The sequence below is a fragment of the Streptomyces sp. P9-2 genome (assembly GCF_051903975.1).
GTDB classification, from domain to species: domain Bacteria; phylum Actinomycetota; class Actinomycetes; order Streptomycetales; family Streptomycetaceae; genus Streptomyces; species Streptomyces cellulosae.
In genome coordinates this window covers 300,193-315,696 of record NZ_CP192633.1, presented here as the reverse complement: position 1 = coordinate 315,696, position 15,504 = coordinate 300,193, and the positions used below count along the sequence as shown (strand labels likewise).

General features: G+C 72.8%; 13 protein-coding genes. 5 read left to right on the top strand and 8 right to left on the bottom strand.

Annotation, left to right across the window (positions count from 1 at the left end; all coding sequences use genetic code 11):
- Positions 1 to 2: 2 nt before the first annotated feature.
- Positions 3 to 1,670: an amidohydrolase gene (locus ACQY0Z_RS01415; protein WP_439811727.1), complete on the bottom strand. Its 1,668-nt coding sequence runs from the start codon at positions 1,668 to 1,670 to the stop codon at positions 3 to 5.
- A gap of 271 nt (positions 1,671 to 1,941) precedes the next feature.
- On the opposite strand from ACQY0Z_RS01415, the gene ACQY0Z_RS01410 reads away from it, so the two are divergent.
- Complete coding sequence (locus ACQY0Z_RS01410; protein WP_254586013.1) at positions 1,942 to 3,099, top strand: FAD-dependent oxidoreductase; 1,158 nt, start codon at positions 1,942 to 1,944, stop codon at positions 3,097 to 3,099.
- 117 nt (positions 3,100 to 3,216) lie between these two features.
- The gene (locus ACQY0Z_RS01405) at positions 3,217 to 4,632 is read left to right on the top strand and encodes a purine-cytosine permease family protein (protein ID WP_439811726.1); all 1,416 of its coding nucleotides are present in this window, start codon (positions 3,217 to 3,219) and stop codon (positions 4,630 to 4,632) included.
- 52 nt (positions 4,633 to 4,684) lie between these two features.
- Here the strand turns inward: ACQY0Z_RS01405 and ACQY0Z_RS01400 are convergent, their stop codons facing one another.
- Genes ACQY0Z_RS01400 through ACQY0Z_RS01390 form a run of 3 tightly spaced genes read right to left on the bottom strand, consistent with a single transcriptional unit; the run spans position 4,685 to position 8,476 of the window.
- Complete coding sequence (locus ACQY0Z_RS01400; protein WP_439811725.1) at positions 4,685 to 5,185, bottom strand: hypothetical protein; 501 nt, start codon at positions 5,183 to 5,185, stop codon at positions 4,685 to 4,687.
- Positions 5,182 to 6,081 carry an alpha/beta fold hydrolase gene (locus ACQY0Z_RS01395; RefSeq protein WP_439811724.1) on the bottom strand — a complete coding sequence of 300 codons (900 nt, stop codon included), beginning with the start codon at positions 6,079 to 6,081 and terminating at the stop codon, positions 5,182 to 5,184. Before ACQY0Z_RS01395 ends, ACQY0Z_RS01400 begins: the two co-directional genes overlap by 4 nt.
- 55 nt (positions 6,082 to 6,136) lie before the next feature.
- Positions 6,137 to 8,476 (bottom strand): DEAD/DEAH box helicase, encoded by a 2,340-nt coding sequence (locus ACQY0Z_RS01390; protein ID WP_439811723.1) that lies wholly within the window; start codon positions 8,474 to 8,476, stop codon positions 6,137 to 6,139.
- A gap of 488 nt (positions 8,477 to 8,964) precedes the next feature.
- Between ACQY0Z_RS01390 and ACQY0Z_RS01385 the strand changes: the two genes are divergently transcribed.
- The gene (locus tag ACQY0Z_RS01385; protein WP_189900974.1) at positions 8,965 to 9,720 is read left to right on the top strand and encodes a ferritin-like domain-containing protein; all 756 of its coding nucleotides are present in this window, start codon (positions 8,965 to 8,967) and stop codon (positions 9,718 to 9,720) included.
- Positions 9,721 to 10,397: 677 nt separating this feature from the next.
- Here ACQY0Z_RS01385 and ACQY0Z_RS01380 read toward each other — a convergent pair.
- From ACQY0Z_RS01380 to ACQY0Z_RS01365, 4 genes are all read right to left on the bottom strand, one after another.
- Positions 10,398 to 10,664, bottom strand: a complete 267-nt coding sequence (locus ACQY0Z_RS01380; protein ID WP_189900976.1) for a hypothetical protein — start codon at positions 10,662 to 10,664, stop codon at positions 10,398 to 10,400.
- A 221-nt stretch (positions 10,665 to 10,885) separates the two neighbouring features.
- Complete coding sequence (locus ACQY0Z_RS01375; RefSeq protein WP_019522837.1) at positions 10,886 to 11,113, bottom strand: DUF3107 domain-containing protein; 228 nt, start codon at positions 11,111 to 11,113, stop codon at positions 10,886 to 10,888.
- A 148-nt stretch (positions 11,114 to 11,261) separates the two neighbouring features.
- Entirely contained in the window at positions 11,262 to 11,906 is a 645-nt protein-coding gene (locus ACQY0Z_RS01370; protein ID WP_189900977.1) for a TetR family transcriptional regulator, read from the bottom strand.
- Between the two features lie 177 nt (positions 11,907 to 12,083).
- Positions 12,084 to 12,311 carry a hypothetical protein gene (locus tag ACQY0Z_RS01365; RefSeq protein ID WP_189900979.1) on the bottom strand — a complete coding sequence of 76 codons (228 nt, stop codon included), beginning with the start codon at positions 12,309 to 12,311 and terminating at the stop codon, positions 12,084 to 12,086.
- A 155-nt stretch (positions 12,312 to 12,466) separates the two neighbouring features.
- Between ACQY0Z_RS01365 and ACQY0Z_RS01360 the strand changes: the two genes are divergently transcribed.
- Complete coding sequence (locus ACQY0Z_RS01360; protein WP_254586018.1) at positions 12,467 to 13,525, top strand: alpha/beta fold hydrolase; 1,059 nt, start codon at positions 12,467 to 12,469, stop codon at positions 13,523 to 13,525.
- Between the two features lie 8 nt (positions 13,526 to 13,533).
- Positions 13,534 to 15,315, top strand: coding sequence for a DUF3152 domain-containing protein (locus ACQY0Z_RS01355; RefSeq protein ID WP_439811722.1), 1,782 nt, complete (start codon positions 13,534 to 13,536; stop codon positions 15,313 to 15,315).
- Positions 15,316 to 15,504: the final 189 nt, after the last annotated feature.

Sequence of the window (15,504 nt, the reverse complement as noted above, 5' to 3'; positions counted from 1 at the left end):
AGTCATCGTATCGGCGCGGCTTCGTGGACGAGGCGCCCCGCGAGATACACCTCGTCGACCCGGACGTCGAGCAGTTCGTCCACCGGGCAGGCGAAGGGGTCGCGGTCCAGGACGACGACGTCCGCGTACTTGCCCGCCTCCAGAGAGCCGTAGCGGTCGCCCTCGCCGAGCGTCCGGGCGGCGTTGATCGTGTGCATGCGCAGGGCCTCGTCGAGGGTGATCTCCTGCTCCGCGTCGAGGATTTCGCCCAGGAACGACCGGCGCCGCAGGGTGCACCAGATGCTGAAGAAGGGGTTCGTCGCGCGCTCCTCGGAGCCGATCCAGACGTCCGAACTGCCGGTGATCGGCCAGCCCTCGTCCAGCAGGCGCCGGAACGGGAAGCGGCCGAGCCGGCCGTAGTCGCCGAGGTAGGCGGGGAAGAAGTCGCCGAAGGTGTACAGGAACACCGGCTGCGGGACGGGGATGATGCCCGCCTTGCGCCACAGCGCGGTCGCCGCCGGGTCCGGAAGGAAGTTGCCGGCGTGCTCGACGCGGGGAGCGGGGACCCCGGCGGGGGCGCCGCCCGCGGCGGCGACGGCCTCGCAGACCTCGTCCTGGGCGCGGTCGCCGTTGGCGTGGACGGCGAGCTGGAGGCCGGCCTCCGCCGTGCGGCGCAGCGCCTCGCCGATCTGATCCGGGCTCAGGGCCACCTCGCCGCAGTGGTGGTGGCCGGCGTGGTCGTCGTTGACATAGGGCTGTTTGACGGCGGCGCTGGCGGCGGAGTAGCCGCCGTCGGCGAACATCTTGACGCCGTGGACGCGCAGCAGTTGCTCGGGAGTCTTGAGGTCCAGCCACTCGCGGTGGGCGCAGGCCTCGTCCAGGGAGACCGTGCCGGGGGCCCAGAGGTAGATCCGCAGCCGGGCGCCCAGCTCGCCGTCCTGGTGCAGGCGGTCCATGGCACGCAGTCCGTCCACCGATTCGGAGATCTCGCCGATGGTGGTCACCCCGTGGGCCGTGAACAGCTCGCGCACGCCGCGCTCGATGGCGTGGTGCAGCGCGTCGCCGGAGAGCCGGGGGAGCGGCAGGAGGTTGTCCATCTCCTTGACGACGCCGGTGGGTTCCCCTGTCTCGTCCCGCAGGACCGTGGGCAGTCCGGTGATGCTGTAGTCGGCCTCGCGGTAGTCGCGGTCGATGCCGGCCAGCTCCAGGCCGCGGCTGTTGAGGACGGTGATGTGGCCCCCGGCGCGTACGGCGATGGCCACCTCGGTGCTGACCGAGTCGAGTTCGGCGCGGGTCGGCAGGCGCTTGTCGGTGAGCTTCTGGTCGAAGAAGAGGTTGGCCTGGCCGACCAGCCAGCCGTCGACCGCCTCGTCGAGGTGTGCGCGGAGGGTGGCGAGGACGTCGGCGACGGAGCCGCAGCGCGGCGCCCGGCAGTCGACGGTCTGGTAGTGCGTACGGGCGGCGACCTCCATATGGGCGTGCACGTCGACGAAGCCCGGCATGACGGGACGGCCGCCGACGTCGTGCACCCGGGTGCCGGGACCGATGTGGGCGCCGGCGTCCTCCTTGGGGCCGGTGGCGACGACGACCCCGTCCCGTACGGCGACGAAGCCGGGGCCCATCGGCTCGCCCTCGGTCATCCGGATCACCTTGTCCGAGATCAGGACGAGTTCCGCGGTGCCCTCGCTCATGTACGCCTCCTCGATGGTCCGCCCGACGGGGCTGTCGTTGAAGCGGGAACGTAATCGCGCACTGCACCGCATGTCAATGACTAATTCAACCCGCTGGGTCGTTGTGCATAACGAAATCAACCCTTGACAGCGCACCCGATGACTGATTCCGTTCGGGCACCGCGAAGTGTGCGGCCTTTCCGCCACCGCTCGCCCGGTGATCTCCCACGGCATCGCCGTACCGGACACCGCGTCCGGACATCCGCACCCGTCACTTCTGCATGGAGGCTCCATGTCATCGCCCACCCGTCACGCCGAAATCGCCGGCGGCGGCCTGGCCGGCCTGACCACGGCGACCGCCCTGGCCCAGCGCGGCTGGAGCGTGCGCCTGCACGAGCGCGGCCGTGAGCTGCGCGAGATCGGCGCCGGCATCTTCATGTGGGAGAACGCCCTGCGCGTCCTCGAGGAGATCGGCGCCTTCGACGAGGCCGTCCACCGCGCCGAACGCATCGACAGCTGGCGGCTGTACGACGAGCGGCAACGCCGGCTCCAGGACGACTGGATGAAGGGCGGCGACACCCGCCTGTACACCGTGCTGCGCCCCGACCTGCACCGGGCGCTCGCCAACGCGGCCACCAGGGCCGGGGTCGAGATCGTCACCGACTCGCTGGTCGCGGGCGCCAACCCCGAGGGCGAGCTGATCCTGGAGAGCGGCAAGGTCCTCAAGGCCGACCTCGTCGTCGGCGCGGACGGCGTCGGCTCGCCCGTGCGCAACTCGGTCGGTCTGAACCTCGTCGTCCGCGACCTGGAGGACGGCTGCATGCGCAGCCTCATCCCCCGGCTGCCGCACGACCCCGTCGACAACGCCCTGGAGTACTGGAACGGCGGCCGGCGCGTGGGCGTCGTCCCCGTCACCCCCGACCAGGTCTACATCTACACCTGCTGCCCCTCCAGCGACCTCCTCGGGCGCCAGCGGCCGTTCAACAAGGAGTCCTGGACCGAGTCGTTCCCGCACCTGCGGAGCATCTTCGACCGCATCCCGGACGTCTCCCGCTGGGCCTCCTTCTCCGACGTCCGCTGCCACCGCTGGGTCAACGGGCACGTCGCCCTCGTCGGCGACGCCGCCAGCGCCATGTCGCCCAACCTCGGACAGGCCGCCTGCCTGGCCATGACCAACGGCTACGGCCTCGCCCTGATGCTGGAGGGCCGGACCGAGGTGCCCAGCGGGCTGCTCGCCTGGGAGGCGCGCCAGCGTCCCGTCACCGACGCGACCCAGCGCTACTCCCGGCTGTACGGCCGCGTCGGCACCCGCTGGCCGCGCCCCGTCGCCGACGTCCGCTCCGCCCTGGTCTGGGCGGCCGGACGCTCCAAGCGCTGGCAGGAGCGGGTCAACGTCGCCGCGCACCAGGGCGCCGAGTCCGTCCGCCCCAGCCTCCGCCGGGCCGGCTGACCCACCCGTACGGACAGGGCGCCGCACCGCTCGCGGCGCCCCTCCCGCCGAGCACCACCCACCCCCACGGAACCAAGGACCCTTTGAGCATCATGCAGACAGCAGGAGGAAACCGTTATGGCACACAATCCCTCGGGTGCCTTGATGGACGGTGTGGAGAGGCGGTCGATCGACCACGTCCCCTCCACTGAGCGACACGGCAAGGCGTGGCACCAGGGCCCGTTCTGGCTGACCGGCGGCTTCATGCTGCCGTCCATGCTGATCGGTTTCCTCGGCCCGTCCATGGGGCTGGGGATGGGCTGGTCGCTGATCGCCGTCGTCTCCGGCATGGCGTTCGGCACGCTGTTCATGGCGCTGCACGCCAACCAGGGCCCCCGCCTCGGCCTCCCCCAGATGATCCAGTCGCGGGCCCAGTTCGGCTCGCGCGGAGCGATCTTCCCGTTGGCCATGGCCGTCTTCATCTACGTCGGCTACAACGTCTTCCAGATGGTGCTCGCCGGCGACGCGCTGTCGATGTTCCTGCCCGGCCAGAAGATCTGGTACGTCGTCCTCGCGGTGGTGGCGGTCGTGATCGCCGTCGTCGGGCACGACCTCCTGCACACCGTGCAGCGCTATTTCAGCTACCTCACCATGACGATCTTCGCGGTCGTCACCGTCGCGGCCGTCCTGCACTACCCGATGAGCGACGCGACTCCCGTCGCCACCGGGTTCTCCGGCGCCGCCTTCCTCGCCCAGTTCGCCGCGGCGGGCGGCTACCAGATCAGCTACGGCATCTACGTCTCGGACTACTCCCGCTACCTCCCCGAGAACATCCCCGACGGCAAGCTGATCGGCTGGACGTTCCTCGGCGGCTTCACCGGCGCCGCCTGGCTCGGCAGCCTCGGCGCGATCTTCGCCTCCTACGTCCCCGCGCCGGACGCGCTGCGCCAGCTGCACCTCGTCGGCGACACCGTCTTCCCCGGATTCGGCGCGGTCGCGGTCCTCGCCACCCTGCCGGCGCTGATCGGCACCTCCGGCGTCAACGCCTACGGGGCGATGCTCAGCGCCACCACGGTCCTGGACGGCGTCAGGCGCGTGAACCCCACCCTGCGGCTCCGCGTCGTCGGCGTGTGCGCGGTGGGCGCGGTGGGACTGGGCATCACCCTGAGCATGCCCGCCGCCTACATGGACAGCTTCCACACGTTCATCGCCGTCATGTGCTACCTGCTGGTGCCGTGGACCGCCGTGAACCTCGTGGACTTCTACGTGGTCCGGCGCGGCCGCTACGCCATCGCCGACATCATCGACCCGCACGGCGCCTACGGCCACTGGGCCTGGCGGGGATTGACCGCCTACTTCGGCGGCTTCGTGTCCATGATCCCCTTCGTCACCCTCAGCTTCTACACGGGCCCGGTGACGAAGGCCCTCGGCGGCGCCGACCTGGCGTTCGTCGTCGGACTCCTCGTCTCCGGGGTGCTCTACTACGTCCTCGCGCGGGGCGTCGAGCAGCACGACGCCTCCCTCCCCGCCGAGGAGGTGCGCGTCCCCGCGTAGGGACGCGCCCCGCGCCCGGCCCGTGCGGGGGCCGGGCGCGGCCGTGCGGTGATTACGACCCTTCGCCCGGCCCCCGCTGCCATATGGAGGGCTCCTTCTCGGGTTCGGCCCGGCCGACGGCTCCGGCCCAGGTCACCCCGGGCGGCGCGCTCACGTGCACCGTTCCGGCCAGGTGGGAGGTCGAGACGGCGAACTCGCCGCCCTTCGCGATGAGTTCCCCTCGGTCGCACTCGACCGGGAAGGCCGCGCGCAGCACGGGTATCCGCACCTGAAGGGTCCCGGTGCCCTGGCACTCGAAGGAGACGCTCACCGGAAGGTCCCGGCCGCCGGCCGCGTAGTCGAAGACCGCGCTGCCGCGGGCGGGGCCGTACGTGCCGACCGGGTTGCCGAATTCCGGCACGGACACCGTGGCGGTCGGCAAGGGGCCGGGGCGGGTGCTGGAAGCGGCGGCCGGAGGCGATGGGGCCGGGGGCTCGGCCGTGGCCTCCTCCGACGCGCAGCCGACGGCCGCCGAGAGCAGGAGGAGTACGGCCGCGCCGCGGGCGTGGTTCATCTGACCGCCAAGGTGTCGTAGAAGTCGGCGAGGGACTGTGCCGTGGGGGTGGGGTGGTCGACCATGGGGCTGTGGCCGGCGCCCTCGACCACCGTGCGGCGGGCCCTCAGGCGGCGGGCCATGGCGTCGAGGCCGGGGACCGGCCAGGTGTCGTCGTGCGAACCGGAGAGTACGTGGAACGGCAGCGGTACGGCGGCCAGTTCCGCGACCCGGTCCGGCTCCGCGCACAACTGACGCCCGGTGGCCAGCAGTTGGGCGGGCTTGGTGGACAGCCAGCGTGTCCGGAGCTGCTCCGGGCCGCCGATTCCCCGCGCCGGGCCGCCCACTTCCTCCGGCGGGCCCATCGCCAGGATCGCCTCCCAGCACTCCTCCATCGTCATCACCGCGAGGGCGTCCCGCAGCAGCGTCACCCGCTGCTCCTGCGAGAGGGAGACGCGCGCGGCGCCCGAGGAGACGAGCGTCAGCGAGCGGAAGGGGGTGTGGTCCAGCAGCACGGCCGCGCGGGCGATCTGACCGCCCATCGAATGGCCCACGAGATGCACGGGCGTGTCGAACGCGCGCGCCTGCGCCAGCACGTCCTTCGCCAACTCGTCCTGCGCGTAGGCGGATTCGTCGTCGGCGGGGCCGTCCGAGCCGTGCTGGCCGCGGCCGTCCACGGCGACGGTCCGGTAGCCGAGCGCGGCGAGCGGTTCGAGGACCAGCGTGAAGTCCTCCTTGCTGCCGGTGTAGCCGGGCAGCATCAGCATGGTTCCCCGCACCGGGACACCTGCGGGCGGCGGCACGTCCAGGACGGCGAACTCGCCCCGCGCGGTGGCGAGCCGGCGAGGGCGCAGTTCGGGGAGGCGAGGGGGGGAGAAGGCGCTGATCACCCGGGTGAGGGTAGCGGGTGCGCACATGCCGACGGCCCGGCCCCCACGAGCGGGGACCGGGCCGTCGGGCGTCGGTGCGGCGTCAGCTCTCCGCGGAGTCCGCGGGAGCCGCGGCCTTACGGGTGCGGCGCGCCTTCGGCTCCGCCGTCTCCGTGGCCTCCGGCGCGGACGCGGCGGCCTCGGCGACCTCCCCTTCCGGGGTGGTCTGCGCGGGCACCGTCTTGCGGGTGCGACGCGGCTTGGCCTCGACGGCCTCGGCGGTGTCCACGGCGGCCTCGGCCTTCCTGGCCGCGGTCTTCCGCGTGCGCTTCGGCTTCTCCTCGGCCTCCGGCGCAGACTGCGCCGGGATCTCCACGGCCTCGGCCTCGGCGGCCTTACGGGTCCGGCGACGCGGCTTGGCCTCGACGGCCTCGGCCGTGTCGACGGCGGCCTCGGCCTTCTTGGCGGCGGTCTTCCGCACGCGCTTCGGCTTCTCCTCGGCCACGGGGGCCTCGGTCGCGACGTCCGCCTCGGCCGCGACCGCCTTCTTGCGGGTGCGGCGCGGCTTGGTCTCGGCCTCGGCGGGCGCCTCGACGGTGTCGACGGCGGCCTCCGCCTTCGCGGCGGCCTTGCGCGTGCGCTTCGGGGCGGCCTCGGCCGTCTCCGTCGCGCCCTCGGCGGTGGCGACCGCCGTCTCGGCGGCCTCGGCCGCCTTGCGGGTACGGCGACGGCGCGGCGCGGCCTCCTCCGCCGGGACGGGCTCCGCCACGACGGGCTCGGATGCGGGCGCCGGAACCGACGGCTGCTCCGTCACGGCCGGGGCTTGCTCGGCCGACCGGCGCGTGCGGCGACGGCGCGGCTTCTCGGCGGCCTCGGTGACCTCGGCGGTCTCCACCGACGGGCCCTCGACGGTGTCGACGGCGGTCTCGGCGGCCGCCTGCTCGACGGTGCCCACGGCGGAGGGGGCCCCGCCACGGGTGCGGCGGCGACGGCGCGGGGTGCGCGACGCCTCGCCGGCCTCCGCCTCCCCGGCGCCCACGGCGGCCTGCGCGGCAGGGTGCTGGCCCGCCGCGTCGAGCGGCGCCCCGCCACGGGTACGGCGACGGCGACGCGGCGTACGCGAGGACGCCTCACGCTCGTCGGAACGCTCGGAACGCTCGGAACGCTCGGAACGCCCGGACCGGTCGTCACGGGAACCGCGGCGCCCGTCACGGCTGTCCCGGCCTCCGCGGCCACGCGGACCACGGCCGCCGACCTCGCCGAGGTCCTCGATCTCCTCCGCGTCCAGACCGGCCCGGGTGCGCTCGGAGCGGGGCAGGGTGCCCTTGGTGCCCTCGGGAATGCTCAGGTCCGTGTACAGGTGCGGGGAGGTGGAGTACGTCTCCGCCGGGTCGCCCAGACCCAGGTCCAGCGCCTTGTTGATCAGCTGCCAGCGCGGGATGTCGTCCCAGTCGACCAGCGTGATCGCCGTACCCTTCGCACCCGCGCGGCCGGTGCGGCCGATGCGGTGCAGGTACGTCTTCTCGTCCTCGGGCGTCTGGTAGTTGATGACGTGCGTGACGCCCTCGACGTCGATGCCGCGCGCGGCGACGTCGGTGCAGACGAGCACGTCCACCTTGCCGTTGCGGAAGGCGCGCAGCGCCTGCTCGCGGGCGCCCTGGCCGAGGTCGCCGTGGACCGCGCCGGAGGCGAAGCCGCGCTGCTTGAGCTGGTCGGCCAGGTCGGCGGCGGTGCGCTTGGTGCGGCAGAAGATCATGGCCAGGCCACGGCCGTCGGCCTGCAGTATCCGCGCGACCATCTCGGGCTTGTCCATGTTGTGCGCGCGGTAGACGAACTGCTTGGTGTTCGCGACCGTCGCGCCCTCGTCGTCCGGCGCGGTGGCGCGGATGTGCGTGGGCTGCGACATGTAGCGGCGGGCCAGACCGATGACCGCGCCCGGCATGGTGGCCGAGAACAGCATGGTCTGCCGCTTCGCCGGAAGCAGGTTGATGATCTTCTCGACGTCGGGCAGGAAGCCCAGGTCGAGCATCTCGTCGGCCTCGTCCAGGACGAGGGCCTTGACGTGGGACAGGTTGAGCTTCTTCTGTCCGGCGAGGTCGAGCAGGCGGCCCGGGGTGCCGACGATCACGTCGACGCCCTTCTTCAGCGCCTCGACCTGGGGCTCGTAGGCACGGCCGCCGTAGATCGCGGTGACGCGCACGTTGCGCACCTTGCCGGCGGTCAGCAGGTCGTTGGTGACCTGCGTGCACAGCTCGCGGGTGGGGACGACGACCAGCGCCTGCGGCGTGTCGGTGAGGTCCTCGGGCTTGGCGCGGCCCGCCTCGACGTCGGCGGGGACGGTGACCCGCTCGAGGAGCGGGAGGCCGAAGCCGAGCGTCTTGCCGGTGCCGGTCTTGGCCTGGCCGATGACGTCCGTGCCCGTGAGGGCCACGGGGAGCGTCATCTCCTGGATGGGGAAGGGGGTGATGATGCCGACGGCTTCAAGGGCTTCGGCTGTCTCGGGAAGGATCCCGAGCTCTCGGAACGTCGTAGTCAGGGTGCTGCCTCTTCTGTGTGCGCGGTGCGAGGCGAGCGCGGGGGTCGTGTAGGGACCGTGCCGGGGACGACGGCTGCCATACGGTCGGAGCCGTAGGACACGGGACCACTGCCGACGCTCGAGCGCTCGTACCGCTGAGGTGTCCCTCCGCATTACGTACGCGATGTGCCGTACGAACAGAGGGCTGTCGGGTCGGAGCCGATCGGGCCACCGACCGGGCATCCTCATACATGCGGCCCGTCGAACACATCCGAGAACGTCAGAGTGTTCAGCAGGCGCATTACCACCATACCCCGGATTCGCGCACACGCCATGGCCGATTTGGTCACGTAGTCGTCGTCACACTGATCGACCAGGACCTTCCGGGGCAGGCCGAGCGGGCTATTGTGCGCTGCATGACGAGCTCTGACAGCCCTGACAACGCCGCGGAAAACCCCGAGACCCCTGCCGCGCGGACCGGCGTCGCCGCCATGGACTGGGCGGCCGCCTCCGCCGACCCCCAGTACCGTGCCGCTGTCGTGGATCTGCTCGGCGCGCTCGCGTACGGGGAGCTGGCGGCGTTCGAGCGGCTCGCGGAGGACGCCAAGCTGGCGCCGACGATGGCGGACAAGGCGGAGCTGGCGAAGATGGCCTCGGCCGAGTTCCACCACTTCGAGCGGCTGCGGGACCGGCTGGCCGAGATCGGCGAGGAGCCGACGCAGGCCATGGAGCCGTTCGTCGCCGCCTACGACGGCTTCCACAAGCAGACGGCGCCGTCCGACTGGCTGGAGGGCCTGGTCAAGGCGTACGTGGGCGACTCCATCGCCAGCGACTTCTACCGCGAGGTCGCGGCGCGCCTGGACTCCGACACCCGCGCGCTGGTCCTGGCCGTCCTGGACGACACGGGGCACGGTGGCTTCGCCGTGGAGAAGGTGCGTGCGGCCATCGAGGCCGACCCGCGCGTCGGCGGCCGGCTCGCCCTGTGGGCCCGCCGGCTGATGGGCGAGGCCCTCTCCCAGTCCCAGCGCGTGGTCGCCGACCGCGACGCCCTGTCGACGATGCTCGTGGGCGGCGTGGCGGACGGCTTCGACCTGGCGGAGGTGGGCCGCATGTTCTCGCGCATCACGGAGGCCCACACGAAGCGGATGGCGGCACTGGGCTTGGCGGCCTGACGGCCGCCGCCCCCCTGTGCGGCCGCTTCGGCCGGACGGCCCTTGAGGTTGCGCCTCGGGCGGCGGCGGGACCGATGATGCTGCTGTCCGAGGGCCGGCGGGAGACCAACGGTGGCATCTGGGGGGACAGTCATCCCTCGGGCGGGGGCGCGCGGAAGCCGCTTCGGCCGGACGGCCCCTGAGGCTGCGCCTCGGGCGGCGGCGGGACGGAAGCTGTTGTCCGAGGACGGCGGCCGAGCCGGTGGAGCAGGCCGACGCCGATCAGCGGGAGGCAGCGGGACGTCGGCGATTCGGCGGCACCCACCGAGGCGGCTGTCGCCCCTCGGACGGACGGTGCCCGACCGGAGAGGCGGGCGTCCGCCCAGCAGGGCGGTGGTAGTGGTCCGGCGCTCGGCCGGAGACGTGGGGGTGCCGGGAGGTAGCGGGTCGGTCTGCCGTGGTGACAGTGGCACCCGGGGCGGACGGTGCCCGACCGGAGAGGCGGGCGTCCGCCCAGCAGGGCGGTGGTAGTGGTCCGGCGCTCGGCCGGAGACGTGAGGGCGCCGGGAGGCAGCGGGCGGGCCTCTTGTGGTGACAGGCGCACCCGGGCGGACGGTGGCCCGGACCGGAGGCGGGCGTCCGCGCCGCAGGGCCCGGTGCTCGGCCGAAGGTGTGGGGCGACCGCCCTCCGAGGGCGGTCAGGCCGTTGCCGAGTGGCGAAGTCTTCCCGCGGGGCGCAGCAGCAGGGAGAGGGAGGCGGTCGAGACGATCGCCGCTCCCAGCAGCATCGTCAGCAGATTGCCCGCGTCCAGCGCGGTGTTCATGACGAAGGCGCCGAACAGCGCCCCCGCCACTCCGGTCGCCAGCACGAGGGCGCGCCGGGGGAGCCGGTGGGACAGGCGGTGGTACGCCCCCCACGCCAGGGCCAGGCCGAGAATCGCGGAGCTGATGGCTTCCAGAAGCATGTCGGGGGTCCCTCCCACACGGCCGGCCTGCTCGTCCATGTCTTGGTCCTGTCCCGGTTTACCCCTGACCTGCGGAATCCAATCCTCCCCACACGGCCCCGCCTGTAGGCCGTCCGGAGGTTTCTCCGGGGGTTCCCGAGATTCCGAGGTGCGCACGCCCTGACGCACGCGGAAGGGCCCGGCGGTGACAACCGCCGGGCCCTTCCTCCACGCGTACAGCCCTACAGCGCGCCGAAACCCACCTTGCGCGGGGCCGGCTCACCGATCTCGACGTAGGCGAGACGGTCGGCCGGGACCAGGATCTTGCGGCCGTGCTCGTCCACGAGGCTCAGCAGCTGCGACTTCCCGGCCAGCGCCTCGGCCACCACGCGCTCGACCTCCTCGGCGCTCTGACCGCTCTCCAGAACGATCTCGCGGGGCGCGTGCTGCACGCCGATCTTGACCTCCACGGCTATGTCCCTCCGACGGTCAGTGAAGTGCGCGACCTTCCGCGCCGTACCTGCACACATTAGCCCGGTGAGGGGATCCCCACGCTCCGCCCGGCAACGCCAACAGCGAACAGCCGACGGGAACAGACGAACCCGTCGGCCGCGCCGCTCAGTGCTGCTGGTCGCTCCCGTGCAGCGGGAACCCGGCGATGCCCCGCCACGCCAGCGAGGTCAGCAGCGCGACCGCCTGGTCGCGCGGCACGCTGCGGTCGCTGTGCAGCCACGACCGCGCCACCACCTGGGCCAGCCCGCCGAGCCCCGACGCCAGCAGCATCGACTCCGCGCGCGACAGACCCGTGTCCTCGGCGATGACGTCGCAGATGGCCTCCGCGCAGTCGTTGGTGACCTTGTCGACCCGCTCGCGCACGGCGGGCTCGTTCGTCAGGTCCGACTCGAAGACCAGGCGGAACGCGCCGCCGTCGTCCTCGACGTACGCGAAGTAGGCGTCCATGGTCGCCCGTACACGCTGCTTGTTGTCCGACGTCGACGCCAGCGCCTGCCGCACCGACTGGATCAGCGCCTCGCAGTGCTGGTCCAGCAGCGCCAGGTACAGGTCGAGCTTGCCGGGGAAGTGCTGGTAGAGCACCGGCTTGCTGACACCCGCGCGCTCGGCGATGTCGTCCATCGCCGCCGCGTGGTAGCCCTGCGCGACGAAGACCTCCTGGGCGGCGCCCAGCAACTGGTTCCGTCGGGCACGGCGCGGAAGGCGTGTACCCCTCGGGCGTACCGCGTCCGTCTGCTCGATGGCTGTCACGCCGCCTCCCATTGTCGTCCACATGCGGGATCAGCCGCGTCGCCATCGTACTTTTCGGTAATCCTGATGTGCGCGGTGCACGTGCAGAATTTCACGGACCGGACAGCGGGAGAACCCGTACGGACGGTTTCAGGAACTGTCAGAGCGGGCAAAACGCGTCCCCTTCCGGCGGTCGCCTCACCGATAGTCGTCCTCGTCGAGCTGGACGACGCGCGCCTGTTCCACCAGATCCGCCTCGTTCGCGCGGTCGGGGTCGACCTCCTCCAGCGGGTCGTCCTCCTGAGGCCGTACCTCCGTCTGCTGCTCGGCCGCGTCGACCTCCGGCGCCTCGACGTCGTACTCCTCACCCTCCTGCACGTCCTCGTCCTCCTCGAACGTCTCGGGGTCGGTCGGATCCACGGCCATCGCTGGGCTCCCTTCCTGGTCACGCCCCTGGGACACGCAGGGGCCACGTACGGGTGCCCTCTCCACGAGCCTAGGAGACACCCGATTTCGACGCCATGCCATCCTGTGACGCCGAACACATGAGCCAGGGCGTGATCGTCTCGTAACATTGCCGCATGTCTTCGACCGAGCTGCCGTCCGTGCCGCCGACCAGCGTGCTGCCCGAACCGGCGGCGGTCAGGGTGGCCGAGGGCGAGCGGCTGCGGTCGGTGCGGGTGCCCGGCGCGACGTTCACGGTCAGATCCCGGCCGCCGGCCCGCGAAGGACTCCCGCCCGCCTTCTACGTCCACGGACTCGGCGGCTCGTCACTCAACTGGTCGCCTCTCATGGCCCTGCTGGACGACGCCGTGGACAGCGAGGCCGTGGACCTCCCCGGCTTCGGCGACTCCCCGCCGCCGGACGACGGCGACTACTCGATCACCGCGCACGCACGCGCGGTGATCCGCTGTCTGGAGGCGTCCGGCCGCGGCCCCGTGCACCTCTTCGGCAACTCCCTCGGCGGCGCGGTCGCCACCCGGGTCGCCGCCGTGCGCCCCGACCTGGTCCGCACCCTCACACTCGTCTCCCCGGCGCTGCCGGAGTTGCGCGTGCAGCGGTCCGCCGTCCCCACCGGACTGCTGGCCGTGCCCGGCGTCGCACTCCTGTTCACCCGGCTCACCCGTGGGTGGACGGCCGAGCAGCGCGTCCGCGGCGTCCTGAACCTCTGCTACGGCGACCCCTCACGGGTGACGCCGGAAGGCTTCCGGCACGCCGTGCGGGAGATGGAGCGGCGGCAGCGGCTGCCGTACTTCTGGGACGCGATGGCGCGCTCCGCGCGGGGCCTCGTCAGCGCCTACATGCTCGGTGGCCAGCAAGGACTGTGGCGTCAGGCCGAGCGGGTGCTCGCGCCGACCCTGCTGATCTACGGCGGCCGCGACCAGCTCGTCGGCTTCCGCATGGCGCAGCGCGCCGCCCGTCACTTCCGGGGCTCCCGGCTTGTGACACTCCCGGACGCGGGCCACGTCGCGATGATGGAGTATCCCGAGACCGTGGCGTCGGCGTTCCGTGAACTCCTGAGGGATGCGGCGGATCCCGCGGGCGGGGGCGATACTGTGCAGCCGGACGCACAGGGCGATCCGGGTCCGTCCGCCGACACCGGCGGCCCGACCGCCACGACCGAGACGACGAGGGGCTGAGGCGCGACGTGGGACGCCACAGCCGGCGCGGCCCCGCCCCCAAGGGCGACACCACCGCGGACACCGCCGCCCCCGCCGCCGCACGCGGCGTACGTGACGCCCCCGAGGCGCGGTACGACGACCGGTGGGACGCCGGCCAGGACGCGGCACGGCCGCGGCAGCAGACGCAGGGCGCTCCGGGGTACGGCGCACCGCCCCAGGGCACCCCGCCGCACGGCACCCCGGTGCACGGGTACGGGGCGCCGGGACGCGGCAGGCCGGGGGCGGGCGTACCGCCCGTGCCGGACGGTTGGCAGCAGGACGGGACCCCGCCGCGCGGTGTGCCGCAGTACGGCGAGGGGACTCCCGCCCACGGATTCCCGCGTTCCGGGAACGCGGCTCCCCCTCAGGGCGCGCCTCGCCCCGGCGGGGGCACGCCTGCGCAGGGCGGGGCCCGGTACGGCGACGGAACTCCCGCACATGGCGTCCCCCGGTACGGGGACGCGGCTCCCGCACAGGGCGCGCCCCGCCCCGGCGGCGGCACCCCTCCGCAGGGCGGGGCCCGGTACGGCGACGGAACTCCGGCTCACGGTGTCCCCCGGTATGGGGACGGAACCCCTCCGCACGGTGTCCCGCGCTACGTGGACGGCACCCCCGCGCACGGCACCCCCCGGGTCCGCGGCGGACACCCCGAGCAGCAGGAGGCCGGGGGCGGCTGGGGCACCCCGCAAGGACGTACGGCCGCCGCGTACGGCGCGCCGGCCGCCGGGCAGGGCGTGCCGCTGCCGAGGCAGCGCCAGGCGCCCGCCGAGGGCCCGCGCCGCGACTACGTGGAGGCGTTCGACAAGAGCGACGACCTCTTCACCCCGCGCAAGCCCGCGACCGGCAGCCCCGCGGACGCGTACACCGCCGTCACCGAATGGGACAGCGCCGAGGCCACGGGTGTCCCGTCGGACACCGACGCCGTCGACGACGACGAGCCGCCGACGGGCGTCCCCGCGCAGGCCAAGGGCGGCAAGGGGCGCGCGTTCACCGGCATAGCGGCCGCCGCCGTCACCACCGTGCTGGCCGTCGTGGTCGCCGGGCAGGTCGCCGAGGAGCACGACAGTCCGGGCGTCCAGTCGCAGTCCGCCGGCGAGCAGGCGCGCGACGTGCGCGACTCCGCCTCCCGCGGCGACGACCGGGCCACGCCCGGGGCGCCCACCGCGAAGCCGCTCACGTACGAGCAGCAGATGGACCGCAAGTTCCCGCTGGCCGCCACGCGTGCGGGCACGGGCGAGTTCTACGCCGTCAAGGGGATCGACAAGGCGCCCGGCAAGGGGCGGAAGATCACCTACCGGGTGGATGTGGAGCGCGGGCTCGACCTGGACGGCGCGCTGTTCGCCGAGGCCGTGCACCGGACGCTCAACGACAGCCGCAGCTGGGCGCACGACGGACTCACCTTCGAGCGGATCGAGTCCGGCGAGGCCGAGTTCGTGATCACCCTGGCCAGCCCCGAGACGACCGCCGACTGGTGCGCCAAGTCGGGCCTCGACACCACCGAGGACAACGTCTCCTGCGACTCCGCGGCCACCGAACGCGTGCTGATCAACGCCTACCGCTGGGCGCAGGGCGCCGAGACGTACGGCGACAAGATGTTCGCCTACCGCCAGATGCTGATCAACCACGAGATCGGCCACCGCCTCGGCCACAACCACGTCACCTGTGACAAGAACGGCGACCTCGCCCCGGTGATGCAGCAGCAGACCAAGTTCCTCGAGTACGACGGAATCAGCTGCCGGCGCAACCCCTGGCCCTACCCGAAGGCCTGAACCTTCGGCTCTGAGGCGTAGGGGCGCGCGCCGGGCGGTGGTCCCGGAGCGGCGCGCGCCCGTCGTGCGCCGGTCTCAGCACGGCGAACGCGATCCGCGCGGGAAAGTTACGCCCGTTCACCCCTTTTGGTGGCGTGATGGACAACCGTCCATCGCGCCACCGTCCTGTCCGCATACGTTCGTCCCGCT